The sequence below is a fragment of the Paenibacillus sp. MAHUQ-45 genome (assembly GCF_058133325.1).
This window is the reverse complement of record NZ_JBYUPV010000001.1, coordinates 371,127-395,136: the sequence shown is the minus strand read 5'-3', so window position 1 is coordinate 395,136 and position 24,010 is coordinate 371,127. Positions and strand designations below refer to the sequence as shown.

General features: G+C 47.9%; 21 protein-coding genes and 1 pseudogene. 3 read left to right on the top strand and 19 right to left on the bottom strand.

What is annotated here, in order from left to right:
- Positions 1 to 25: 25 nt before the first annotated feature.
- Both AC3Y23_RS01720 and gpr read right to left on the bottom strand, forming a co-directional pair.
- Positions 26 to 1,447, bottom strand: a complete 1,422-nt coding sequence (locus AC3Y23_RS01720) for a stage II sporulation protein P (protein WP_379194983.1) — start codon at positions 1,445 to 1,447, stop codon at positions 26 to 28.
- A 618-nt stretch (positions 1,448 to 2,065) separates the two neighbouring features.
- Complete coding sequence (gene gpr / locus AC3Y23_RS01715; RefSeq protein ID WP_379194981.1) at positions 2,066 to 3,064, bottom strand: GPR endopeptidase; 999 nt, start codon at positions 3,062 to 3,064, stop codon at positions 2,066 to 2,068.
- 180 nt (positions 3,065 to 3,244) lie between these two features.
- Between gpr and rpsT the strand changes: the two genes are divergently transcribed.
- On the top strand, positions 3,245 to 3,517 hold the full coding sequence (gene rpsT / locus AC3Y23_RS01710) for a 30S ribosomal protein S20 (protein ID WP_066364350.1): 273 nt from the start codon (positions 3,245 to 3,247) through the stop codon (positions 3,515 to 3,517).
- A gap of 163 nt (positions 3,518 to 3,680) precedes the next feature.
- Here rpsT and holA read toward each other — a convergent pair whose 3' ends face one another.
- The 4 genes from holA to AC3Y23_RS01690 form a co-directional block, all read right to left on the bottom strand.
- On the bottom strand, positions 3,681 to 4,700 hold the full coding sequence (gene holA, locus AC3Y23_RS01705) for a DNA polymerase III subunit delta (protein WP_379194978.1): 1,020 nt from the start codon (positions 4,698 to 4,700) through the stop codon (positions 3,681 to 3,683).
- Positions 4,701 to 5,079: 379 nt separating this feature from the next.
- Positions 5,080 to 6,330 carry an anti-sigma factor family protein gene (locus AC3Y23_RS01700; RefSeq protein WP_379194974.1) on the bottom strand — a complete coding sequence of 417 codons (1,251 nt, stop codon included), beginning with the start codon at positions 6,328 to 6,330 and terminating at the stop codon, positions 5,080 to 5,082.
- Positions 6,327 to 6,875, bottom strand: coding sequence for an RNA polymerase sigma factor (locus AC3Y23_RS01695; protein ID WP_175372810.1), 549 nt, complete (start codon positions 6,873 to 6,875; stop codon positions 6,327 to 6,329). The genes AC3Y23_RS01700 and AC3Y23_RS01695 overlap by 4 nt, the downstream gene beginning before the upstream one ends.
- Before the next feature lie 353 nt (positions 6,876 to 7,228).
- The gene (locus AC3Y23_RS01690) at positions 7,229 to 7,870 is read right to left on the bottom strand and encodes a bifunctional 2-keto-4-hydroxyglutarate aldolase/2-keto-3-deoxy-6-phosphogluconate aldolase (protein ID WP_379194972.1); all 642 of its coding nucleotides are present in this window, start codon (positions 7,868 to 7,870) and stop codon (positions 7,229 to 7,231) included.
- A gap of 323 nt (positions 7,871 to 8,193) precedes the next feature.
- Here AC3Y23_RS01690 and AC3Y23_RS01685 point away from each other — a divergent pair, with 323 nt between their 5' ends.
- The gene (locus AC3Y23_RS01685; protein ID WP_379194970.1) at positions 8,194 to 9,144 is read left to right on the top strand and encodes a sugar kinase; all 951 of its coding nucleotides are present in this window, start codon (positions 8,194 to 8,196) and stop codon (positions 9,142 to 9,144) included.
- Positions 9,145 to 9,328: 184 nt separating this feature from the next.
- Here AC3Y23_RS01685 and AC3Y23_RS01680 read toward each other — a convergent pair whose 3' ends face one another.
- From AC3Y23_RS01680 to AC3Y23_RS01620, 13 genes and pseudogenes are all read right to left on the bottom strand, one after another.
- On the bottom strand, positions 9,329 to 10,342 hold the full coding sequence (locus tag AC3Y23_RS01680; RefSeq protein WP_379194968.1) for a LacI family DNA-binding transcriptional regulator: 1,014 nt from the start codon (positions 10,340 to 10,342) through the stop codon (positions 9,329 to 9,331).
- Positions 10,343 to 10,424: 82 nt separating this feature from the next.
- Positions 10,425 to 11,486 (bottom strand): hypothetical protein, encoded by a 1,062-nt coding sequence (locus AC3Y23_RS01675; RefSeq protein ID WP_379194966.1) that lies wholly within the window; start codon positions 11,484 to 11,486, stop codon positions 10,425 to 10,427.
- Positions 11,483 to 12,031 (bottom strand): RNA polymerase sigma factor, encoded by a 549-nt coding sequence (locus AC3Y23_RS01670; RefSeq protein WP_379194964.1) that lies wholly within the window; start codon positions 12,029 to 12,031, stop codon positions 11,483 to 11,485. The genes AC3Y23_RS01675 and AC3Y23_RS01670 overlap by 4 nt, the downstream gene beginning before the upstream one ends.
- Before the next feature lie 232 nt (positions 12,032 to 12,263).
- Entirely contained in the window at positions 12,264 to 12,590 is a 327-nt protein-coding gene (locus AC3Y23_RS01665; RefSeq protein ID WP_379194962.1) for an AzlD domain-containing protein, read from the bottom strand.
- The gene (locus AC3Y23_RS01660) at positions 12,581 to 13,318 is read right to left on the bottom strand and encodes an AzlC family ABC transporter permease (RefSeq protein ID WP_379194960.1); all 738 of its coding nucleotides are present in this window, start codon (positions 13,316 to 13,318) and stop codon (positions 12,581 to 12,583) included. The genes AC3Y23_RS01665 and AC3Y23_RS01660 overlap by 10 nt, the downstream gene beginning before the upstream one ends.
- Before the next feature lie 33 nt (positions 13,319 to 13,351).
- Positions 13,352 to 13,936, bottom strand: a complete 585-nt coding sequence (locus tag AC3Y23_RS01655) for a helix-turn-helix domain-containing protein (protein ID WP_379194958.1) — start codon at positions 13,934 to 13,936, stop codon at positions 13,352 to 13,354.
- A gap of 905 nt (positions 13,937 to 14,841) precedes the next feature.
- On the bottom strand, positions 14,842 to 15,993 hold the full coding sequence (locus tag AC3Y23_RS01650; protein WP_379194956.1) for a serine hydrolase domain-containing protein: 1,152 nt from the start codon (positions 15,991 to 15,993) through the stop codon (positions 14,842 to 14,844).
- Between the two features lie 227 nt (positions 15,994 to 16,220).
- Positions 16,221 to 16,332: pseudogene (locus AC3Y23_RS01645) on the bottom strand (DUF2441 domain-containing protein); the annotation flags it as partial.
- Positions 16,333 to 16,378: 46 nt separating this feature from the next.
- On the bottom strand, positions 16,379 to 17,233 hold the full coding sequence (locus AC3Y23_RS01640) for a DUF2785 domain-containing protein (protein ID WP_379194954.1): 855 nt from the start codon (positions 17,231 to 17,233) through the stop codon (positions 16,379 to 16,381).
- A gap of 920 nt (positions 17,234 to 18,153) precedes the next feature.
- Positions 18,154 to 18,420, bottom strand: coding sequence for a hypothetical protein (locus AC3Y23_RS01635; protein ID WP_379194952.1), 267 nt, complete (start codon positions 18,418 to 18,420; stop codon positions 18,154 to 18,156).
- A gap of 135 nt (positions 18,421 to 18,555) precedes the next feature.
- The gene (locus tag AC3Y23_RS01630) at positions 18,556 to 21,249 is read right to left on the bottom strand and encodes a ComEC/Rec2 family competence protein (RefSeq protein ID WP_379194950.1); all 2,694 of its coding nucleotides are present in this window, start codon (positions 21,247 to 21,249) and stop codon (positions 18,556 to 18,558) included.
- A gap of 270 nt (positions 21,250 to 21,519) precedes the next feature.
- On the bottom strand, positions 21,520 to 22,038 hold the full coding sequence (locus tag AC3Y23_RS01625) for a deoxycytidylate deaminase (RefSeq protein WP_379194948.1): 519 nt from the start codon (positions 22,036 to 22,038) through the stop codon (positions 21,520 to 21,522).
- Between the two features lie 106 nt (positions 22,039 to 22,144).
- Positions 22,145 to 22,900: a ComEA family DNA-binding protein gene (locus tag AC3Y23_RS01620; RefSeq protein WP_379194946.1), complete on the bottom strand. Its 756-nt coding sequence runs from the start codon at positions 22,898 to 22,900 to the stop codon at positions 22,145 to 22,147.
- Positions 22,901 to 23,086: 186 nt separating this feature from the next.
- Between AC3Y23_RS01620 and comER the strand changes: the two genes are divergently transcribed.
- Positions 23,087 to 23,938: a late competence protein ComER gene (gene comER / locus AC3Y23_RS01615; protein WP_379194944.1), complete on the top strand. Its 852-nt coding sequence runs from the start codon at positions 23,087 to 23,089 to the stop codon at positions 23,936 to 23,938.
- Positions 23,939 to 24,010: the final 72 nt, after the last annotated feature.

The following is a 24,010-nucleotide window of genomic DNA, read 5'->3' as shown; positions in this document are numbered from 1 at the left end:
CTCACCTTCTCTCCTTAACGTTAAATTAGGATGCCTTGTCTGCTGAGGCTTTCCCTGACACCTGATCTCCAGCTTTACCTGTTGTCTTGGCACTCTCGCCGGATGATTCACTCCCAGGCTGCGCAGATGGAGCCGCTGAAGCGGGCGCAGTTACAGTCTGTGGTGCATTCACCTTGTCCGCCTTCTGATTATTCCAGTACACATCGGCGATGGTATCCCCGAGAATTTCTGCAGTCCGTTTCAGTTCCTCCTCGGTACTGTCAATTCCGCCAACCTCTATAAGCACACTGTTGGGGGAAAGCGACTGATTGTATTCCCCGTTGCCCTGGCTGGAGGTCTTGCCCCAAATGCCTCTGGAAAGGCCAGGGTAGCTCTTCTCCAGCTCCTGATGAATCTTGTTCGCAAAAGCCTCATTCTTCTTCCAATCTTTATTTTCATGCCCCAGAATAAAGTAGACTTGGGCATAGCTTTTACCATCGATAACCGTCGTCGTTTTGCCATGCCGCTGTGAGTCACGGTGAATGTCGATGAGATCGGTTAGCTGATCATTACCTGCCAGTGCCGCCTTAACTGTGATCCTGGAATATTTATAAGAGAAGTTCCATTTGTAATCCTTCACCTTGGTGGCATAGTCCTCCTGCGAATGAATGGTGCCAACGCCATGCTCTTCGAGTCGTTTGGCAATATATGAACCGACCAGCATAACATTCTTCGAAGGAAGCGACGAGCTGGGATTATCGCTCTGTGCCGCTAGCAAGGGGTTGAAGGCTTCTCGAGGATGAGAGTGATAGATCAGTACACGTTTGATTGAAGTGTCCTCTGTGCCGTTGTCACCGCCGCTTTTGCCGCCTCCATCGCTCGTTCCATCTCCGTTCGTCTCTGGCGCCGGAGTGGCCACCGGTGCATCTGGTACAGAGCCATCGTCGCCGGGATCCTCCGTCCCGTTGATTGCAGGAGGATCATGTTCCTGCCCGCCATCCCCCGAAGCCAGCTCATCGGTTCCCGGATGATAATCGGCAGGCGCGCCCGCCACACCGCCGGAACCTTTGCGGAGCAAAAACGGGTCATCTGCGCCCATTCCCGGTACCTCGCGGGCCAGAAGACTTTTAGGATCGCCAGGATTCACACTGGTTAGTAATTGGAACACAAATGATGTTACATTTTTGGGTGACAGCTCCTCCGCTTCCTTGCCCTGAGGCAAATGCGGAACCTCCATCCCCAGGATTTCCATGAAGAAACCACTGGATAACGAGGCGGCAAGACCTTTCATAGAAGGAATGGGTGAAGAGTTCAACTTCTGTCCGGCAATTCCGCCAGCGCCGAGCAGCATAAAGAAGACAAGCGAACCTCCGGCGAGCAGCAGCATCGTTCTCCCCAGCGACAAAACATCCAGCACTTTTCCCCGCAACCGGCCGATGTTCCATAGCTGAAACCATTTTTTGTTCATTATTGTTATGTCCTCCTCCAGCCCTCTGTAATCTCTTATACTTCAAATCTATGAGTAACAGAGCTCTGCTAGAACCGAAAATAGAAGACGAACAAATAGAGCACCGCCCCCTTCATAAGAACAGAATCAGTGGCAATGTAATAGGAGTGTACTTTAAGGAGCATTAAAAAAAGCAAGTCCCACCAGAACGCCATCACGGCAGACCACCGGTCCATGCTTGCTAAATTGAAAGAAGAAGAACTAACCGCTTCTATATTGAATGCATTAAAGTAACAAATGCAGGCAAAAAAAAAGCGTTTGTCTATCTATAAAGTCCCCAAGTATAATTAATAGCATTTTCGCACCTTAATTCTTCTAAAGCTGAGGGTCAGCGAAAATTAAGTGCAAAATTGTACCTTAAATTTTCCAAAATGCCCATCGAGCAATACTTTTTCGGAAAATAAGATACAATAATGCCCTTATTTACCTCATTTGCCTGTATTAAAGAAAAATAAGGTGCGAAAATGCCGTTATATCGTATGAACTAAAAAGTCTAACCTCCTTGTGCCTCAGGTTCAAATTATACTTTAGGCTTTATACAGCAATTAAAATCCGGGAACAGCCTTCAGCGCATTGGCTTTAGTGGGTGTAAGCACCCACATTACTAGGATCTACTGCCTCATGCAGCGCCGCATTCAATCCGGTCGCTACAATATTGGCGATATCTTCAATGAACTCATCTATTTCTTTGGGCGTAACAATCAGATCATGGCCGAGCGGTTCAAGCACTTCCTTCACCAGCGCAAGCCGTTCCTGTTCTGAGATATCGTCGAGCATCCCCATAATTTCCTTAGTATGGGCACCCTGACCGAAATGACTTTTCATCATTTCCAGCACGTTGTTGACAATCGTTGACGCATAGCAAACGGTGGGAACGCCGATGGCAATGCAGGGAACACCCAACACTTCCCGGGTCAGACCACGCCGTTTATTGCCAATCCCGGAACCGGGATGGATACCAATGTCAGCAATCTGAATGGTGGTATTAATTCGCTCCAGAGAACGGGAGGCCAGCGCGTCGATCGCGATAATAACATCCGGCTTCGTGCGATCCACAATGCCCTGGACCACCTCACTGGATTCAATCCCCGTCAAACCCAGTACACCCGGGGCAATCGCGCTAACCTTTCGGTAGCCGGGAGACACCTGATCCGGGACCAATTCATAGAACTGGCGTGTGACAAGCGCGTTCTCGACCACCAGCGGACCCAGTGAGTCCGGCGTCACATTCCAGTTCCCCAAGCCGACAATGAGGGCAGAGGAATCTTTGCCAATGCCGATCCGATTCATAAAGCTCTCAAATTCACGGGCAAAGGCTTCGGCCACTTTTTGCTGCAGACCTGTATCCCCGCCGCGCAGACCCGGCACTTCCAGTGTCACATAATTGCCGACAGCGCGCCCAATTGCCTGCGATCCGGCAGGAGTCGCTACACCAAGCCTGGTGATTGTAATACCGTCCGATTCTTCGACCTCCTCGTTCACACCGGGGATCGGCGATTTCTTCGGCCCTTGGGCCATTTCCCTCGCTTCAAGCGCCAAATCCGTGCGCACCGAATACAGCTGCAGATCCAGTTCCATTGTTATATCAGCCTCCTATGCTCGTTTATCGGTAGTGTGCGAGTGTAAGCCAACGTTTATGCAGAGGTCATCCTTTAATTTCAAAGCTTTTATATGTTGCATTTTAGTATGGAGCATGCTAAACTATTTTAAGTTGTGAATCATTTGATGATTTCGAATGTCTTACAGGAGGTGAATGCAATGCCAAATATTAAATCCGCGGTTAAACGTGTAAAAACGATCGAAAAACGCCGTGCACTGAACGCTTCCCAAAAGTCCGCGCTTCGTACAGCCGTGAAAGCTGCTGATGTAGCTCTGACTGGCACGGAAGTTGAAAATGCTCAAACTGCTTTCCAAGCTGCTTCTCAAAAGCTGGACAAGGCCGTTACTAAAGGTCTGGTTCATAAAAATGCGGCTGCCCGCAAAAAATCCCGCTTGGCGAAGAAATTGAACGCTCTTAAGGCTCAAGCCTAAGAACGACTTTCATATTGAGCATTGAAGAACCTGACCGCTATGCTACATACGGTTAGGTTTTTTTGTATTCTCATTACCTCATTCCGCCATATCCAAAAAGCCTGTCCGCCCTGTAACAACAGGACTGGACAGGCTTTTTCAGGTCCGGACACACACCTACCACTTAGGCACCCAGCTTCAACATGAACATCTCAAGTCCCAGCACCTTATCGACGGCCCCCGTCTTCATTTGGTAATCGAGATCAGCGAGGGCGCTCAAGATCTGGCGCAGCCGGTCGGTACCGAACTTGCGTGCCTGCTCACCAGCGATCTTCACGGCATAAGGATGCAGGCCAAGCTGCGAAGCAATCTGTCCCTGTGAATAGCTGAGCGCCGATAAATCCTTTACTTGTAAAATCATTCGGAACTGCCGGGCGATCAGCGCTGCAATCTTAATGGGCTCCTCCCGCTGCTTAAGCAGTTCGTATAATGTATTCAGCGCCTTGTCGAGTCGCAGGTTCGCAATATCCTCCACCAGTGTGAACACGTTCTGTTCCGTGCCGCGGTGGACGAGACTCTCTACAGCCGCCGTGTCTACAATCCCGCCCTGACCCGCGAACAAGCAGAGCTTGTCCATCTCCCCAGTCAGACCCTGCAGTCCTGTCCCGGCATTGGCGATCAGCGCTTCAGCCGTCCCTGGCGCCACCGCGCAGCCGCGATCCTTGATGCCCTTCTCTACCCACCGGAGCAATTCCTCTGCTCCCAGGGGATTGAAGGCCAGCACCGTTCCGGAGGACTTCACGGCCTTGACGATTTTTTTGCGCTCGTCGAGTTTATCGCTGTTAACCATAAATACAATCACACTATAGTCTACAGGATGCTGTAGATAGTCATTCAACAGATCTACCTTGTGCTCCAGTTTTGCATTCTCTTTGCCCGCAGTGAACAACGAGGCGTCCCGTACCAGAAGCAGTTTGCGCGGTACCATAAAGGGTACCGTCTCCGCCTCTTCCACCACCGCCTGCACCGGCGTTTCGGACAGATCAAAAGGGATAACCGCGAAATCACGGTCCTCCTTCGCAATCAATTGATCTTCCAGCATGGCCGCAAATTCATTCATCCGGAACTTTTCACTGCCGTACAACACATACAGCGGTGAAATTTTCCCCTGTTTGATCTCTTTGGCCGCCGCTTTGGCATCCATCTTGCCACTTCCTTTTCTTCATTCATCTGGCGTTCATTCCCTTGAACTTTCCCGAAGCTTTATTGTAACAAAAAAATCGTTTCAAAATAAGGCTCAATCTCAAAATCAATAGTTTTAACGAATGAAAAGACCGCCGCTAGCTTAGAGCCCCATATATTAACTAAACGCAAAAACGGAGGAACCCCGGCAGCCTGTGCCAAAGTCCCTCCGTTTCAGCGGCGCATCTATATAAACGACGGTATGCAAGGCCCTAGAAACCTCACAACCGACGGTCATACCGATGTTCTGCGAACCTGCAATTTCCGGTTCCATCTTCTCTCTTGCCATAGTATATTCCTGTGCCGGTAAAATAGTGACACCCCGGAATCAATTTGTATATTTAATTCCCCGTAGGCGTTACCGACGGCTGCGGAGTAGGCGAAGCCGAAGGGGCAGCGGAGCTACCAGCAGACTCCACAGTGAAAGTCTTGGTTACGTTCGCCCCCTGTTGTGAAGTCACATAGGTGAATTCCTTGCCATCTGGCGACCACCCTCCGGACACCCATGTTCCTTCCAGCGGAAGAGAAGTCACCGCCTGCTCACCGCCTGACCCATCCACAGCCAGATTATAGATAACCAATTGCTGCCCGGCTAATTCCGCTTTGTGAAGTCCATCCGGGGAAGTCCATGACGTCTGTGATATCGCTGCATTCAACGCCGAGCCCGGCGGTAGCCACCCCATCGCAGCGTCCTCAGCTTCGCCCGGAGACGGTGCACCTCCCCCTGCTGAATTCACTGGATCTTGCAATCCCCGGTCAAGGCTCTCCGTGTCATTCTTCAAATCCTTCTGCACCTTAAGCTCATCTGCCGGAACAGTAGCCTTCGGGGATGGTGTAGTGACACGACTGCTCTTCTTGGGTTTTTCCGGTTTGACCGGCTCCTTGGTCTTGACTGGAGCAGTCCTGGAGACCTCTTCTGGTGCAGCACTTTGCGTAGCGGATGGAGCAGCATCCTGTGAAGGATCAGCGGTACCGCCTCCATCCTGAGCAGTGACATCCGTGGCACCAAAGGAACTGATACTCTCACCGGAATTCGTTCCATTATCATCCCCTTCAGCTTTCTCCGCTTCTGCAGTTTTAAATGAGGATTCGGAAGAAGCGCCACCGGCCGCGTCATTGTTTGAAGCCTTATTTGCAGCGCTCTGATTCAATAACTGATCCACCTCAGCACTAGGCATTTTTGGTGGCGCATAGAATATTGCAATACCCAATATAACTGCAGCGGCTGCCGCCCCAATGCCTGTCCGTTTCGCCATGGAATAGTTCCTTGCGGGCTTCTTATGGGAGACTTTGCGTGAGAACGGCACTACCACCTGTTCATCTTGTGGTTGATTCTCGGCCTTGATGGCGCTTGGCTGATGAAGTCCACGATCCAGTTCATCTAGCTGCGGCAGAATAGAATCCACCAGACTGAAAGGAGGCTTCACATCTGGCATCTGCTCGAGTGACTTGGACAGCGTGGATAATGAGTCAAAAACTTCCGCGCAGGAAGGACAATTGTCGATATGACGGAACATCTCTAATATCTCATCCTGACTAAGATCATGATCCAAATAGCGGTGCATCCATTCCATCACCTCCGCGCAATTCATCCCGATACACCACCTTTCTGATACTCTTGGAGTCTATTTTGCAGCTGCTGCCTCGCTCTGAACAGATAGGATTTCACCGTATTCAGAGGTAAGTCCAAACAGTCTGCAATCTCGTTGTAAGAAAAATCCTGCAAATATCGCAGTACGATGACCGTCCGGTGATGCTCCGGGAGCTGGTCAATCGCCTCACGTATATCCTGGGCCAAATAGCCCGACAACACTTCCCGCTCTACGTTATGCTTATCCTGAAACACCATTTCGTGCTCATCAATAGACACCGTAGGCTTGGTTCTCCTGAACTTGTCAATGCATATATTGGTCACGATACGCTGTACCCATGTTTTGAACTGGGCTTTTTCCTCGTAGGAACCAATTTTGGTATACACCCGGATCAAAGCCTCCTGAGACGCATCCAGCGCATCCTGTTCATTATGCAAAATGTAAAAGGCTGTCTTGTACACAGTCCCTTCTATTTCTCGCAATAGGGTGATTAGAGCGTCGCGATCGCCCGCTTGAGCGGCTCTGATGAGTCCCTGCTCCACCACGAAGGTTCCCCCTCTCTATGCAATCTTACTGACGCGCAAGACTGCGAATATGTTGCATCTCTGTAATCGTTATTTTTAGAATACCAAACTTTATTTTCCTCGTCATGCCATATCCGGCATTTCCTTACTACTTTTCGGTACAATCTAATAATCCTTACTAAGCATACAGGGGAAGCGTCCGTCATTCAAATACTCTTTTCAATAAATTGATTACAAAAATGACACCAACTGCCACTCCGCACCCATCGCTTGGACAAAAGTGACAACATTGAAAAAGGCCGCCGCACCGCCACCCGGTCCGCCAGCCTTATTATTGATAAATTCTCCTTGTTATACGTATCTTTAGAAAGAGTTCACGCGCCCTTGATCTCCTTGAATTTGGCTACATATTGGGCCGCCAGTTCCGTGACGAGATCGTAGCGCCCTTCCTTTGCCGGAGCCGTCAGATTGCCCCCGATACCGACAGCGAGGCTGCCGCCGTTAATCCATTTGTCCATATTGTTCAGATCCACCCCGCCCGTCGGCATGATGTTCACATAAGGCATCGGTCCTTTGACTGCCTTGATATAGTCCGGACCGAAGGCACTGCCCGGGAACAGCTTGAGTACATCCGCACCAAGCTTCAGTGCCTCCTTCATCTCGTTCAGCGTCATACAGCCAGGCATATAAGGAATGCTGTAAAGATTGCACATTTTCGCCGTTTCCTCTTCAAAAGAGGGGCTGACCACAAACTCCGCGCCTGCCAATATCGCAATTCTCGCCGTCAGCGGGTCCAACACCGTTCCAGCACCAATCACCGCACGGTCACCATACTCCTCAGCCAGCCTCTTGATAACAACATCTGCGGAAGGCGTAGTGAAAGTTACTTCAATATTGTTCAGACCGCCCTCAATGCAGGCTGCCGACATTTTGTAAGCACCCTCCGGATGATCTCCCCGAATCACCGCCACCACACCAACGGACGCCATATTCTGCAATACCTTTATCTTCTTCATTTCGAACTCCCCTCCCTCACATAATTATTTAGATAAACTTTTTTTATTAAATTTACTAATATTCTTCCGAATTCGTTAATGAAATAGTAATAACAATACCACTAACAGTCAATGATTTTTTTCAAAATAAACTAGAACTACACTTTTTAAATTAGCTAATAACCTTATAAATAAAGGATTTTCATAATCCCTTAATACTAATTCTTTTTTAAAACATTCGACTACACATAATGAGTCATTGTACAAAACCGATTTATATGATAATTTCAATTTATCATTCTTCGTCGTAAGGACTTACCACTTCCCCTGAGGAGGATTAATACATGATTAAACATTTACATGCCGTTACTTTCGGCGAGCCGATGGCTATGTTCTATGCCAATGAGACCGGGCCACTGCACGAAGTATTTTCGTTCTCCAAAGGCCTTGCCGGGGCAGAAAGCAATGTCGCTATCGGCCTGTCCCGCCTGGAACATCCCACCGGTTATGTGACCAAGCTTGGTCAAGATAACTTTGGGACTTTTATAGCTGATGCGTTAAACAAAGAGAATATAGATACGAGCCATATCTCAGTTACCAAGGAACACTCCACAGGAATGCTAATCAAGTCCAAGGTTATCACCGGCGATCCCAAAGTCGAATATTTCCGTAAGGGTTCCGCCGCGTCCAGGCTAAGTCTGGCTGACTTTGATGAGTCTTACTTCACCGCTGCTGACCATCTGCATGCCACCAGCATTTCAGCTGCTTTGTCCCAGAGCTGCCGCGAATTCTCTGTACACGTTATGGATTTTATGAAAAGCAAAGGCAAAACCGTGTCCCTCGATCCCAATCTGCGCCCGGCACTGTGGCGGGACACAGAAACGATGGTTAGCACTATTAACGATCTTGCCACGCGCTGCCACTGGTTCCTGCCAGGGCTGAACGAGGGCCGCATCCTTACAGGGCTGAACACACCCGAAGAGATTGCCGATTTCTATCTAGCGCGCAATGTCTCACTCGTCGTCATTAAGCTGGGACCGGAAGGCGCCTATTTTAAGTCGGCACAAGAAGAAGGGTACGTGCAGGGCTTCAAAGTGGATAAGGTGGTCGATACAGTCGGTGCGGGGGATGGGTTTGCCGTTGGTGTAATAAGTGGGCTGCTGGAAAAACTACCAACCTCTGAAGCTGTGAAGCGAGGCAATGCTATCGGAGCACTAGCCGTGATTTCCCCCGGGGACATGGACGGACTTCCGAGCCGTGAGAGGCTGGAGCAATTTATGCGGCAGAGTGTGTAGACTAAGATCCGCTAGCTCAGAACTACATGTCGTTACACAATCGAATTTTTTTAGAAGATAACTCAATAAACGCTAAACCCTGGTGAACCAACCCGATAATTATAAAATAAAGCAAGCCCCCGAACCAATGTAACTGGCAACAAGGGCTTGCTTTATCTATGAAGCTATAGAGGTTTCGTACAATTCACAGTGTCTTAACCGACTGCCCTTGCTCCAAGGACGGAACAAAACGGTAGGTAATCGGCACGTTGGCCCCCTTATCCTCTATACAGGACAGCATGATCCGGGCAGCCTGTACGCCCATCTCGTAAGCGGGCTGGGAAATCGTCGTAATAACCGGATTGTAGATATGAGCAAATTCAGCATCATCAATACCGATAACCGAAAGCTGGTCCGGGATGGAAACAGACTGACGGTTGGCATATTTCAGAATCTCAGCCAGCACGATATCATTGGCGGCGAGCACGGCTGTTGGCGGCTGAGACAGCGCTGCGAGACGTTCCAGCTCAGCAGAGATATTTTCACGGGCAGCGCTGACAATGTACTCCTCCCGCAGCTCCAGTCCAGCTTCCTCCATTGCTCGCTTGTAACCGCTCAGTCGCTCCTTGCGGGGCGTGATGGAATGCTCACCCAGCGGAAGCGTCAGCAGAGCAATCCGTTCGTGGCCATGACGAGCCAGTTCGCTGACCCCGAGCTTCACAGCCATTTCATTGTCGAGCAGCAAGCTCTGGGTAGACATCCCTTCTACTAGCCGATCCATAAAGACAAGCGGGAAGGGTTCTTCCACAAGACGAGCATAGGCTGATCCATCCTGTCCTGCTGGGAAAATAATCAGTCCATCCACCTGGCGCGCAAGCAGTGTCTCCACATACTTCGCTTCTTTGTCAGCATCTTCGTCCGCATTGCAAATGATCACCTGTATGCCATGCTGCTGAAGCTCGCTTTCGATCGCCCGAATGCAGTGAATGGACAGTGTATAATCAATATTGGCCACAATAATGCCGACCATATGCGTCCGGTTCTGCTTCAGACTGCGGGCCAACCCGTTCGGCTGGTAGTTCAGCTCCTCAATGACCGCAGCAATCCGGTTTTTAGTGGCTTCACTCATATATTTAAAACGCTGATTTAGAAATTGGGAGACGGTACTCTTCGAAACTCCCGCCTGCCGGGCCACATCATCAATCGTTAATTTCTTCATTTCTTCCGCTCCACTTCTTCTCTAAAGAAAACACTTTAAGGAAAAGTATAGCTTTTTCTCAGGATTTTTTCTACAGGCCGGCTTAATGCTTAGCCTCATTCGCATACCATTGCCAGCCAATTTTCATGAAGATTTCCGCTGTCCGTTGCACTCCATCTAATTTATAATGCGCTATTGCATCGGAGCTTTCCTTATCCATCTCGATGGCGGTATCCAATTCGCGCATAGTTTGAGACCTCAAGTCATAAAGCCTAACCTTGTCTTTATTATTCCCATTCTGCTCGATAGCCATATCCACAATTAGAATCCTTTCATGTTGTTGGTCAAAGGCGAGAAATGACTTGTTTTGATCGTTCAATGAAGTATCCAATGTCAAGAATTCCTGTGGTTTAACAGCTTCTCCGGACGCCACTTGTTTCATATTCAGTATAGATACCTTTAGTGGGTAGGCTGTCCGTTCATTTGCATTCTGTGCGCCAGTCGCCAGAAATACATGCTCGCCAAAACCATAGATACCAATCAAAAAGTTATAGACCTGAGCCCCTCCGGCATATAACGGGAAGGTATAGACTTTGCGAGCTGAATAAGGCGACAACTCCGTCTGTTCCTTGGAGCTTAAATATAATGTGTATGGCTCCGTGGGATACAGAAGCTTTGTTGTTTGGTTCTTCTTCATAGGTGGAGCCGGTGACCATAGAATCCCTTCCGAGGTATCAGCCGCATAGGAAGCGTTCTTGTCCCGATCAAGAGGAAGCGTCATAAAATAGTATTTTCCGTTAAATTCAAAGTCAGCCGAACTAAAGGTAGGCAAATACTTTGTTGCTCCAGGAGAAGGGAAGGGTTGTGACGCAGCAGCTGACTGAGTCTTTATGGTGGATTCCGAATTCAAGTCTCCCTGTCGCAGCCCGCTATTAGGCCACACTAGAAGGATAATCAATAAAGCAGCAGCCAACCCGGTCAAGACCCTTCTTTTCCCTAACTTGAATTTAATAGAATACCGGGGATGACGATGTACTGCCGCCTGTTCGATTCGTAGCATAAGTTCCGGTGTGAAGCCCTGTTCGCGCAAGGGGTTCTTTCCAGCAACACTGTACCAGTTCGTATCATCAATTCTCACATTTTCTCTGTCCGCTTTGTTCTTCATTCCCGCTCCTCCTCCTTAATGGCAATCCGAACTTTATCCCGGGCTCGCGCCAGACGTGACTTGACGGTTCCTTCAGCTACTCCCAGCAGCTTCGCCATCTCAGCAATAGATAATCCATGCTGGATATCGAGTGCCAACACTTCCCTGTTCTTCTTCGGGAGTGCCATGATGATTTCCCAAATTCGGTTAGCATACGCATTGCCGAGCGCCTCCTGCTCTGCAGAGCGGACTTCGCCCGGTGAATGCTGCTTCGTATCCAGTGTGATGAATCTGCGCCAAAAGTTGCTTTTGCCATAGCTGAAAGCCGTATTTCTAGTAATCGTCAGCAGCCATGTCTTGAGCGAAGAGTCCCCCCGGAATTTCCCGATGCTTCGGTACGCCTTCAGAAAAACCTCCTGACTGATATCATTCGCTTGTTCGCGGCTGCGGGTCAGAAAGAACGCATAGTTCCACACATCCGAACCGTATTCCTCCATCATTTCCCTCAAAGTCACAGCTGGAGCATAGCTAGCTTTGGCCATATACCCCATATCATTACTTTGCATTATGTATCTCACCTCTTGCCCAATAAGACTTCCCAGGATGCAAAAAGTTCCCTGTTCTCATAAAAATATACTATAAGAATATCATTCTGCTCTTTGTTCGCCGTTAATATTTGCACTTTCTCTTTTACCATGGGGTCCATATCCCCTCTAAAAAGAAAAAATACAACAGGCGTGAATGCCCATTGTATTGCGTTTGAACTATTTTATAGTTTAGTGTTATGTATGCAGATCACTAAACTAGGAACCGCAGAACCATAACCGTTATTATGCCAACCCCAACCGTCCCTAATAAGCTTTTGGTGAAAATGGCTGTCAAAAAAGTAGGCAACGCCGCCCATAACTCCACGTTATTTGATAGAGATGCTAGCTTCCCGTCCGATATTAAGAGCTCTTGTGCTACAAGAGCCGCCATAACGGCTACAGGGATATAACTCAACCAGCGCATCAACCATTCCGGCAAAGCCTTACGGCTAAGCACCATAATCGGCAACACTCTTGGAATAAGCGTTACTAAAGAAGCTCCTACGATGATAATAAATACATGCCATCTTATTTCCACTTGTCGATCACCATTCCTATCGTAGCTGCTATAACCGTAGCAACAATTACAGCCATGCTAGGTGATAATACATAACTTGCACCGATTACGCTCGCGACTGTGCACAGCACAACGATCATATCTTTAAGTAGCTTTCTGCGACTTACCAATTGAAGAACCAGTAGACCGATGAACATCGCAGACAAGGCAAAATCAAGCCCGAGCTTCTCGGGATTCGCAATCCACTGGCCCAGGTACGCACCAGCTAATGTAGCGATTATCCAGTTGATGTACGCCGTAACATTTAGCCCATGCATCCATCGTTCACTGAGGTGCTGCCGATCCGTCACCTTGTTCATCGCAACCCCGAAGCTTTCGTCCGTAAGCAAAGCTCCAATCAGCATATTTTTAAACGGGGTAAGCTGACGAAAATACGGAGCCACCGCAGCACTCAATAGAAGATGGCGAAGATTTACGATAAATACAGTTAAAATGATTGCAGCAGTCGAGCCTTGGGTTGCGATCATTCCAGCCACGATAAATTGTGCCGATCCTGCATAAATTAAGATTGACATAAGCGTAATCTCAGCCATGCTCAGACCTGATGTATGACCGATCACACCAGCAGCGAAGCCGATGCTTAAGTACCCTAGTAAGGTGGGGATGCAATCCTTAACCCCTTGGAGAAAGCTGTCCTCCGATTCGGTTAACTCTATTCCAGTGCCTTGTAATTGAACATTCTCCCTCATGCTCTCACCTCTCTTTCTTACGTACCGCATATCCTAGTTAGGATAATGAATAATATTAAAAAACTTGACCGTCGACGTCCCCACATTCCGGTAGGTATGTGGTCTATTCGCCTGAAACATGACCGACATCTCCGGCTCGATGATGTACTGCTCCCGCTCAATGATAAGCTCCAATACCCCCTCAGAGACCAGCACATACTCCTCAACTCCGTCGTAATGAGCCTCTGATTCATGGGAACAGCCCGGCTCAAGCTCAATACTATAAATTTCGAACTGCTTCTTGGAGTCGAAGGGAAATAAAGAGTGAACCCGATAATTTCCGTCATCTTCTGTAATCGCATTTTTTTTGGATACGACTGTTACAAGCGGTGCTTCTTCCTTAATCAGAGACGAAAAGGACACATGCAGTCCATTGGCAATTTTCCACAGCGTAGTTACCGTAGGATTCGTCTCGCCTCGCTCGATTTGACCAAGCATCGCCTTGCTTACCCCAGTTAGTTCCGCAGTCTGATCCAGACTCAGCTTACGTTCCTTGCGTATTCTGGACACATTCTTGCTTATGCTGATATTTATGTTGTTCGGATGAATGACCTTCTCCTCCTCCACAGTTTCGTTCATTATATTATTTATTTGTATAATATAACGCACAAAAAGGAATGAGTAAATACCCATTGTCGCCGATGAAACAGCTTCGATGGTAAATATGCGGGTTACCGCTAGGTATTTTAGATTGGGTTGAAATTTTGAGCGTATCTCAAAATCAATGCCTGCTTCGTCAGGGAGCTGGCCCTGGCTCCAGCGATTTTACGCCGGTTAAGAAGCTAACGGACTCCAGAAACCTTATTGCCTATAATTCGGCCATCTAAGAAGCTAACGGACTTCAGCGACCTTATTTCCTAATTCAGCCATTTTAATAAGCTAACGGACTTCAGCGACCTTATTGCCTATAATTCAGCCATCTAAGAAACTAACGGACTCCAGCGACCTTATTGCCTATAATTCGGCCATTTAAGAAGCTAACGGACTCCCGTGACCTTATCGGCAGAAATACTGTTAAAATATCGCTACTCCGTAGGAAATAACGTCATCTGAGTCCGCTACATGTCCCAGAATAAATTCTTATGGAAAATAACGGCTATACGGTCCGTTCGATGGCATAAATACGCTATAACCTGCTCAAGGGAGTGCGCTCTTAAGCAGATTTAACCAGGTTCATTAACCATGCACTGATGACGATGATGAGCCGAACCTTTTTTTGTAATCATAGTCGGTTTGAAAATGCTGGGGGATGAGCGCTTGCGTATGCACAAACCATTATCATTATTGTGGGCTAAGCTTCTATTAGCTTCAGCGGACTAGAAGCAGTAGACTGGAAGCATTAAACTGCTACTTATATAGGCTGGCGGATGAACAGAGGATGATACAACGGGGTAAATGAACTCTTTGGAGATATACATCAATCAACAAGAAGCGGAATAAGGCCCTGATCAGCTCTCCTCCCGCTTCTTGCCTATATAGCAAACTTAATCTTCCCACACGCTGGCATAAGCGTAGTTGCGAATGGTGCCATGCCAACGGAACCACGGAGTGCCACTCTCTTGCTGTGCGTAGAACATTGCTATCTCGGCCTCCGGATCTATAACAACATAACAACCGCGGGCGCCATCCCATCCAAACTCTCCGTTAAAGCTAAGGGAGTTGTTATCTTCCCGATCGACCAATGTTCGTACGCCAAGGCCGTAGCTATATCCGCTTTTACTTACGCCGCCAAACTGGGCAAAATCCTGCTGTGCCTGTGGGTTCAGACGTCTTGTTCTCATCTTGTTAACAGTCTCTTTACGCAAAATCCGCTCGCCGTTCGTTGCCAGACCATAATTACATAGCGCCTCAGCAAACAAAATATAATCCGGAACGGTCGAATATAACCCCCCGCCACCGTTCTCATAAGCAGTGCCTGGCTGCAGCACAAAATGTTCTCCTATGCTCTCGTGCGTATGGTTCTGCCCATTGAAGTGATTGTACAGCTTGGAGAAGCGATTCTCATCCTTCAACTGGAAAGAAGTGTCCTTCATCCCAAGCGGATCAAAAATATTCTCCTTCAGATAAGCCCCAAATGTTTGTCCAGACAGCACTTCAATCAGGGCTCCAAGCACTTCATGACAAGAACCGTATTTGAAACGTGAACCCGGTTCGAAAATGAGCGGTTCGCTAGCTAACGCCTTAATCACATCCAGCGTTTTGCCTTCCCCGTTCGACTCTTCAACAACACGCATCGTTTCCTTCGTATCTCGTTGATCGATACCGGCTGTCATACTGAACAGATGCTCGATGGTGATAGGTTGCTGTGCAGGCCGCAGCTCTTCCGATCCATCCTTGAGTGTATGCCGCACGGTCATATGCTTGTACTCCGGGATATAGGCGGACAATGGATCATCCAACCGGAACTTCCCTTCCTCATATAATTGCAGAAGCGCCGTACATGTGATTACCTTCGTCGCGGAGTATAACCGGAAGATCGTGTCCTGTCCAAACCGCACTCCATTCTCTACGTCTGAAAACCCGGCATAATGCTCAAATACCGGCTGATGCTTGTGATACATTGCAAACCCCAAGCCGGGGACATTCTTCTCTTTGTAGAATGAGTCCAAATACGCCTTTAATTTTGAAAAGTTCACATGTCCTTCCTCCAATCGAAAGTTAAGTAATTCAAGACATGAAACCGCATTCAAGATAGAGCATAAATATATGTGCTAGATGAAAAACCGTCCCTTTGGGTACAGATGGTACGCCCTCAGCTTACCACCTAGTAACTTCTCCCCTAGCAGCTCGTCTACGGTTTTAAGCTAATATTTCATGATTACAACATACCTGAAAAGTTCCCCGGAGGCTATAGAACTTTTAATTAAACAGAGAAATCTTCAATAATTTCAACGATCTCTTTCTTTCCATTAAACGAGGAGCTCAGGCAGTTCATTATTTACAGTTTCCTCCCAATACTCTCTAGCCTGTTCAACTATAACCCTAGAATGGCGCTCATTTTCTGCCCGATATAACCCATCACTACATCAGCATCTTCTGTCGGTATTTATTCAGTTTAGCTTCAGCGGCAAGCAGCGACGCGGTAAAATCCTTTCCCCGACTATTCTCATCTCTCCTGTGGTACAAGCTGCGCAAAAAATTCTTGCTGTTCACCCGGGCAATCATCTGTTTACGACTTCTCGGCCAATCGACGCATTGTGTCAGGGTATTGATCCAGTCAGAGATATCTTGCCTTGGAAGCAGCTCTCTTTCTAGCATGACATCCACGATGCTGACCATTCGTTCGTCATCTTCCTCATTAAAGCTTTGTTTTCCGTTATAAAGCATTCCATGAATGGCATCGAGAACCTCATAAAGCAACGCACTATCGCTTTCCGGACACTGAACCAACTCTACCAGGGTATCCGCACCGTGAGCCGCGCTATGGGCCCAGCCACCTTCGGCCAAATACCCACGTAGATCCTTTTCTTCACGATAATAACGGAGCAGCGCATGCTTCAAATTCGCAAATTCCCCTGCTTCCAGCAAAGGCTGCTGTCTGTGGCGACGAACGATTAGGGCAATAACTAGCACAGTGAAGGTTCTTGTAAATACACTAGGGTCTTCGTCGCTGCCAATACAGTAAAATAGATGCTCTTTATCGGTCAGAGTCATTAGCATTTCGCTGAGTTCCTCTGCCGTGAACCGCTTTTGAACCTCTATCCATTCATAAAAGGTCGGATAAATAAGTCCATCCCGTAGCTCGGACATAGGATCACCAATATATTGCAGCATCAATGTAATGAAATCCTGTATTTGCTCATTTTCACGAAACTGATAATGCTCCTCCTCGATTCTTTGCAGATCCATTATGAGCTTTGACCTTGTCTTGTCCATTGGTTCGTCTCCTTTAATCTTGGCGTTAATATTTCTATTACAATCTTCAGCCCATCGTGAAATATAAGCCGAATGCAGCAGCGCTTCTACCACTTGTGATAATTAGATTTTTTATTTTCATTTCATTAATAAAAGAGAAAAATAACTATTTATGTTTTTAAAAAGAAACATACATTAGGACTAGCACTAAAGAAAATACAAACGAAGAAGTACAATACAAATACATTTTAGATAATAGTAATGTTAAAATGAATCCCAGCAAACTAACCACTAATACACCAATGTATAGTGCCATAGCTTTTTCGTTACTTGCGATAAAAGTCCCTCCGGTATTTAAAAGGTACCCTACCAATCCATACCAGCTGAAGAATCCAGATAAAAGACTCATACCAATAGAAATAATTACTTTCATATACTTTTCTATGTAGAACACCCTTTCAGCTGAATGACAACGCCCCTATATAAATATAATTATCGGAAATCATCGCATAAATCTGAAATATTAGTATTTTTTACAATCTATATTTAAACAGCGCTTACCTCTATCTAGTAACGGACACCAGTGACCTTATTCCCTATATATTCGACTGTTTAGGCACATAACGGACTCCAGTAACCCTATCAATGTAATAACTTGTCCAAATCTCCTGCTTTACTGTAAATAACGTCACCTGAGTCCGCTTCATATTTCAAAACACGAATCATCACAAATAGCGGCGATACAGTCCGTTCGTACCCAAGTTGTCTCACTTACTCAATCTTCAGATAATGACCCTGCAGTTTGAGACTTATTACTTGAATCCAGATTGTCACCTAAGGTTTAGGAGCCGCCTATATATTCCCCTCAAAAAGATTAATTATTAAAATAAAAACTAAAATTGAAGGAAATATTTTGTTTTTCATATCAACGTTCCCTTCTACTAAGACGAGGTAAAACTAAACGTAACAAAAATACAAATCCCTAGAAAAAGCGCAAGAAAACAATAACCGTATACTTTCAATCGAGCTACAGTAAAAATAAAAATTGCTAAACTTAATACTAGGATTACTAAATACAAATAACCATCTGGATCACCAATTGTGAAATCCCCCATTAATGAATAGCCAAACAACAAAAGTGAAAAGGGTATGACATAGCCAGCTATCAACCCTACGCATATTGAAACTATAGTTTTTACATTTTTCATATATTCTCCCCCTTTCGAGTCCAAAACTTATATTGTCTTTTTCGGAAAAAAACCAATAGCCTTCATAGCAAAAAAAGTCGAATAATATAATTAAAAGGAATTAATATGACAAAAATAGATATTCAATCTCATCCCTCATTCCCCCACATCCAGCTTATGCCGCACCTTGATCTCATCCTTCGTAACCTTCATCTGAATTTCCCCCTGCCGATCTGTACGGTACACCGTTGTACCGCTGTCGGCCAGACGCTCCATTACCACTGGTGCTGGATGCCCGTACATGTTGTTAACGCCCGCCGAGATGACTGTAGCTACTGGCTGCCAGAATTGCAGCCAATCCTCTCCCGTTGAAGTCTTGCTACCATGATGCGCCGCTTTCAGTACATCGACCTGTGGTCCAGTGTGAAAACCTAATGCGTTCCCCTGGGCGACAATCTCTTCTTCCGCAGCTATATCCATATCCCCTGTGAACAGGAAATTCCGCTCATACATATTCAGGCGAAAGACTACGGAGGCATGATTCTGGTTGTCCGTCTCAGGAAGATGCCCCTCTTCCCCCTCTAACGGCGGCGGCCACAGGAAAAATAAGCGAGTAGCCTTGTCCGGAGCAAGTTCCATCCCCTGATGCACAGCATACAGCTGGACACTGGCTTCCAGTGCGGTCCGCATCAGCTTCTTATATGACTCCTGGTCAGCCATAGTCCCGTTGAATAAGAAGGCAGAGACCGGAATATTCTCCAGCACAGCCTGTAACCCTCCGGCGTGATCCTGATCGGCATGGGTCAGAATGATGGCATCCAAGCGGTGAATGCCGCGTTTTTTAAGGAGCGGGACCAGCACCTTAGCTCCTACCTCGAACGGATTGCGACGGATACGCCACTCTTCTTTTTTGCCAAAATTGACCGTTCCGCCGCCGTCGACCAGAATGTGAGACCCGCCCGGGGTGGTGATCAGACTGCTATCGCCCTGCCCAATGTCAAGATAACTGATGCTGCCGCCACCTGGAAGCTTATCCGGTAGATAGCCCTGATACAATAGCAAACTGAATCCTGCAAACATTGCAAACAGTATTACCCCACTCCAGCGTAGTGCTGGTGACCTCCATCCAGTGTACATCGTTGACAGTTCCTTAATTCCACGTACGTCCCGGAATCTTTCAGATCCCATTGATTCTTCTAAGGGTCTTGTCTCGTCCTCTGCATATTGCCTTGCACTGTCCCTCGCTTCGATCCGCAGTTTGGCGAAGTACAGCAGTGCGAAGAGTAGGACGTAATATGCACAGATCCATAGTAGAGAAGGTGAACGCCAGATCATCACCCCTCCCGAAAATCCGTTGATCCATTCTACCAATCCAAACGTGACATTATTCAGCAGTTCTGTAACAGTTGCCAACAACCTTGCCGCATCCCCCCAGAGTCGCCCCAGCATTAAAGCGAGCGCCCCTAGCGGCAGAACAACAAGGGTTATCAAAGGCACCAGTACAAGATTGGCAACAAAGGACATCAGTGAGAATTGGTTAAAATAGAAGATTGTTAATGGAAAAGAAATGAGCTGCGCGACGAGAGTCACCGATACAGCACTCCTGAGCCATTGAGGCAGTCTCCTCAGCAAAACATCAACCAGCGGTATATAAATCATCAGCCCGGCCGTCACCAGGAACGACAATTGGAAACTGACATTCACCAACATATAGGGATTCCAAATCAGCATGACGAGCGCAGAAGCGCATAGAATGTTCAGACCGTCTTTCAGAATCCCTGCACGCGCAGCGGCCAAAGCGATCATACTCATCAGTCCGGCGCGAATCACCGAAGGTCCCGCCCCTGACAAAAGCACATATACAGGTACAAGCATGAACGTGATAGTTAAGGTCGTCTCCCGGGTCAGGCGGAAGCGTTTTAGGAGAAAAAGAATTGCCCCCACGTACACCGCCACATGCATTCCTGAAATCGCCAGGATATGTGTCAGCCCCAGCTGGGAGAACTGCCGAAACGTCTCTGGATCGAGGTCATCCTGCATCCCGATAATAAGACCCTTCATATACCCTGCATGCAGCTTTTGAAATAACTGATCCAGTTCAGCCCCAAGCGCTGACCGTGCTCCATCATTCCAGCGTAACACCGTGGACAGTCTCCAAGACCCTGGCGGTGCTGTCTCCACAGTCTCTGCTCCCGTTACTTTCAGCAACCAATAGATGTCCCGGGTCTGGAGGTAAGCTCTGTAGTCAAAACCGCCAAAGTTCCGGGCTTCCTGGGGCTGCTCCAGCACACCTGTCAGCTTTACAAGGTCGCCCCGCTTCCACGCAGCAGCTATCTCTATCTCCGATTCTGCCTGCAATTTCACCTGCACAGCAATCTGTTCTCCTGCCCCTGTGCCGCCAGAAGACTTCTCGCTGCGTTGTACACCAGTGTGGTCAGGACCACTTCCGAAGCCGCCCCCTGCCTGTCCTCCTAACTCCTCGCTGCGAGTAATCTCCGATATTTTCATTGTAAAATCTGCACGATCCCCGTCCTGATTCACCGGAGAAACTATAACTCCCTCTGCCTTCACTTCAACCTCTTTCGTCTCTGTGGGTTGCAACTGAAGGGCGCCGGGGAGTCTACTGAAATGATGAACTTCATTCCATTCCCAGTAACCACCCGACAGAATCAAGGCTGCTGCCAATACTGCGATATATTTCAGACCCAGCCTCCCCGTACAGGCGAGCGCCGCGAGCAGCAACAATAATCCCGCTCCGACAAGAAGCAATCTGCTCCCGGAATATAAATAGGCCGCAGTACTGCCGATCACCCAACATACGGTAAAGCTTAACAGTGGTCTAGCTCGCAAATCCTCATCCTCCCTCTCTTCGCTGCACCCGGCAGCAAATCTGTATTCGCCCCTCTAACGATTCAAATGAGAAATATACTCAGGGCAGATGAAAATCATCTTTTCCACACCTTTTCTCATGCATAAACACTTTCATGAGTCTGGCTCATAACACGTACTAAAAACGCTAAAGCCATGCATTTACGCAAAAAGACCCCTGTATCCGCACCAATCATGCGTCAACAGAGGTTCTTCCCCAGCTCATTACTTAGTTAATTCGTAGTTTCCAGCCTATTCCGATACCGTGATCATCGTCTCCGGCGGTGGCTCATAGCTCTCCAATTGGCGGAATATAATCCCCTTAGAGGCCATCATGGCCCGTACTTTCTCCATATCCTTTCGGTAAGGACGATAGTACACGATCTCTACAATCCCGCTATTGGCCAGCATATTGGCGCAGGTCCAGCAAGGCTCATCGGTGACATATACGGTACTGCCTTCACGGTCAATCCGATCGGTGAACAGCAGCAGATTCTGTTCGGCATGAATAGTGCGAATACAGCGCTGCTTCTTGACCATCGTCTCGACACCGTCCACAACCGCCATCTCAACCGTCTCCGAGACCATACAGCCGGCCTCCGAGCAATCCGGCACTCCCATCGGTGCGCCATTATAGGCGGTTCCGAGCAGCTTTTTGCCCTGCACTAGTACAGCACCGACATGACGACGATTACAACGCGAACGGGTTGAAACCATGCAAGCAATGTCCATAAAGTAGGTATCCCAGTTTTTGCGTTTGACTCCAGTCATCTTCCATCTCCATCTTCTCTTCTTCAAAATATTTGTTTACTATTGTAGCACATCACCGCATGTGTCCACTAGGACAAGAAGTGCCATCTACCCTTGGAGAGTATGATTAAAAGGCCACCATCGGCCGTAGTTTCTCCAGCACCTTCGGTCCGATCCCCTTAACCTTGCCCAGGTCTGTCGCACCTCGGAAAGAACCTTTACTGTTACGGTAATCGATAATGGCTTGCGCCTTCTTCTCCCCAATTCCTGGCAAATTCATTAATTCTGCTACGGTTGCCGTATTTACATTGATCAGTCCGGAAGCGGGGGTAGCGGGTGGAGGGACAGGGGGAGCAGCTGCAAGTGCTGCGGCGCTTGCCCCAGCACTTGCTCCAGCACCCGCTTCACCATTCGCTCCACCACTCGCTCCACCACCCGGCTGGCCCGGCGCTTGTCCCTCTACAAAGGCCTGCTGCCCTGACGGAGAAACTGCATTTGCAGAATTTGTATCGTTTGCAGCATTTGCAACGTTCACAGCATCTGTAGCATTTGTGGCATTTGTGGCATTTGCAGCCCCTGCAGGCAGCGCCGCCCCTATATTTGCCCCCGCATCAGTTGCGTTCCCCAATGCTACAGGTGCGGCTACCGAAGCGGCTTCTGCCCCTGGCTGAACAGACTCGGCCAAAGCCCCTTTGTCCTGTCCACCTTTTTCACCAGCCGGCACTTTTCCTTCCTCCTGAACAGCGACCCCAATAGCCTGCCCCATACTGACATTAAGCGTCTCCCAACCGGCTATACCGGAACTACTGCCGCTCGCGGCCCATATTAAACCACTACCTATAAGCGCTGCGGCTATTCCACCGATGATTGTTCCTTTATTCACCTAACTTCACTCCCTTCTTTGTATCCTTCTATTCGTTTTTTTGAATATAAATACAACCCATGCAATATAAACACTTGCCCTTTTAAACAAAACCTGTCATGTGTCCAAGGCTACTCTGCATACATATAACGAAGAGAATTCATGTCATTCCTCAAAAAAGCAACATGGGAAAGGAGGAACCTTAGGATGAAGATAGGATTTATCGGAACCGGCAGCATGGGCAGTCTATTGATTGACGCGTTCATTTCCTCCGGTGCACTTGAGCCAAGTCAGGTGCTAGCCAGCAACCGCAGCACAGGCAGGCTGTTGCAGCTTCAAGAGCGGCATCCTGGAATCAAGCTATGCGAGAGCAACAGCGAGACTGCTAGCGGAAGCGATATCCTTTTTATATGCGTGAAGCCCCTGGAATTCAAAACGCTGACAGATGAGATCGGCTCGATCTTAACAGAAGAGCAAATCGTGGTTTCCATTACTAGCCCTGTGCAACTTCATCATCTGGAAGGCGTTCTACCGTCCAAAATCGCCAAAGTCATCCCTAGCATTACGCACTGCGTCAAGAGCGGCTCATCTCTTTGCATCTTTGGCAGTCGCCTAAATACGGAAGACAGGCAGCAGTTGCTCAGCCTTCTGTCATTTATCGGCGTTCCTATAGAGATCAACGAAGCCCATACCCGGATTGCTTCTGATTTCTCCAGCTGCGGACCTGCTTTTCTAAGCTATTTCATCGAGCGCTGGATCGATACCGCTGTCGTTACAACCGGTATTGACGGGACTTTAATCAGTCGTCTGGCCGGTGAAATGCTGCTTGGCACAGGCAAGCTACTGACTGAAGGAAACTTCAGCCCGCAGGAGCTACAGGAACGGGTTGCCGTTCCCGGTGGGATTACAGCAGAAGCTCTGAACCATTTGCGTCTCAGTTTAAATGGTGTGTTCGAGCAGCTGATCGCTACAACCCATGACAAATATGACGAGGATGTCGACAAGCTGAATCTGCTCTTCGGATTGGACGATACTCCCCAGGACTCACCTGATAGCTAGTAATTCCCCTACTTAAACAAGCCTCGTTCAGACAGCGTCACCCCTTATTCTGCAAAATAAAACCCGCAGCAC

Bases quoted from the DNA above. Each gene is read 5' to 3' on its own strand.
- gpr (WP_379194981.1), bottom strand. From the start codon at position 3,064: ATGGAACTGGATCTGCAGCTGTATTCGGTGCGCACGGATTTGGCGCTT.
- AC3Y23_RS01685 (WP_379194970.1), top strand. From the start codon at position 8,194: ATGATTAAACATTTACATGCCGTTACTTTCGGCGAGCCGATGGCTATG.
- AC3Y23_RS01720 (WP_379194983.1), bottom strand. From the start codon at position 1,447: ATGAACAAAAAATGGTTTCAGCTATGGAACATCGGCCGGTTGCGGGGA.
- AC3Y23_RS01625 (WP_379194948.1), bottom strand. From the start codon at position 22,038: ATGACTGGAGTCAAACGCAAAAACTGGGATACCTACTTTATGGACATT.
- AC3Y23_RS01640 (WP_379194954.1), bottom strand. From the start codon at position 17,233: ATGGACAAGACAAGGTCAAAGCTCATAATGGATCTGCAAAGAATCGAG.
- AC3Y23_RS01670 (WP_379194964.1), bottom strand. From the start codon at position 12,031: ATGCAAAGTAATGATATGGGGTATATGGCCAAAGCTAGCTATGCTCCA.
- AC3Y23_RS01675 (WP_379194966.1), bottom strand. From the start codon at position 11,486: ATGAAGAACAAAGCGGACAGAGAAAATGTGAGAATTGATGATACGAAC.
- AC3Y23_RS01635 (WP_379194952.1), bottom strand. From the start codon at position 18,420: ATGAAAAATGTAAAAACTATAGTTTCAATATGCGTAGGGTTGATAGCT.
- holA (WP_379194978.1), bottom strand. From the start codon at position 4,700: ATGGATGCCAAAGCGGCGGCCAAAGAGATCAAACAGGGGAAAATTTCA.
- AC3Y23_RS01660 (WP_379194960.1), bottom strand. From the start codon at position 13,318: ATGAGGGAGAATGTTCAATTACAAGGCACTGGAATAGAGTTAACCGAA.
- AC3Y23_RS01700 (WP_379194974.1), bottom strand. From the start codon at position 6,330: ATGAATTGCGCGGAGGTGATGGAATGGATGCACCGCTATTTGGATCAT.
- AC3Y23_RS01690 (WP_379194972.1), bottom strand. From the start codon at position 7,870: ATGAAGAAGATAAAGGTATTGCAGAATATGGCGTCCGTTGGTGTGGTG.
- AC3Y23_RS01655 (WP_379194958.1), bottom strand. From the start codon at position 13,936: ATGAACGAAACTGTGGAGGAGGAGAAGGTCATTCATCCGAACAACATA.
- comER (WP_379194944.1), top strand. From the start codon at position 23,087: ATGAAGATAGGATTTATCGGAACCGGCAGCATGGGCAGTCTATTGATT.
- AC3Y23_RS01680 (WP_379194968.1), bottom strand. From the start codon at position 10,342: ATGAAGAAATTAACGATTGATGATGTGGCCCGGCAGGCGGGAGTTTCG.
- rpsT (WP_066364350.1), top strand. From the start codon at position 3,245: ATGCCAAATATTAAATCCGCGGTTAAACGTGTAAAAACGATCGAAAAA.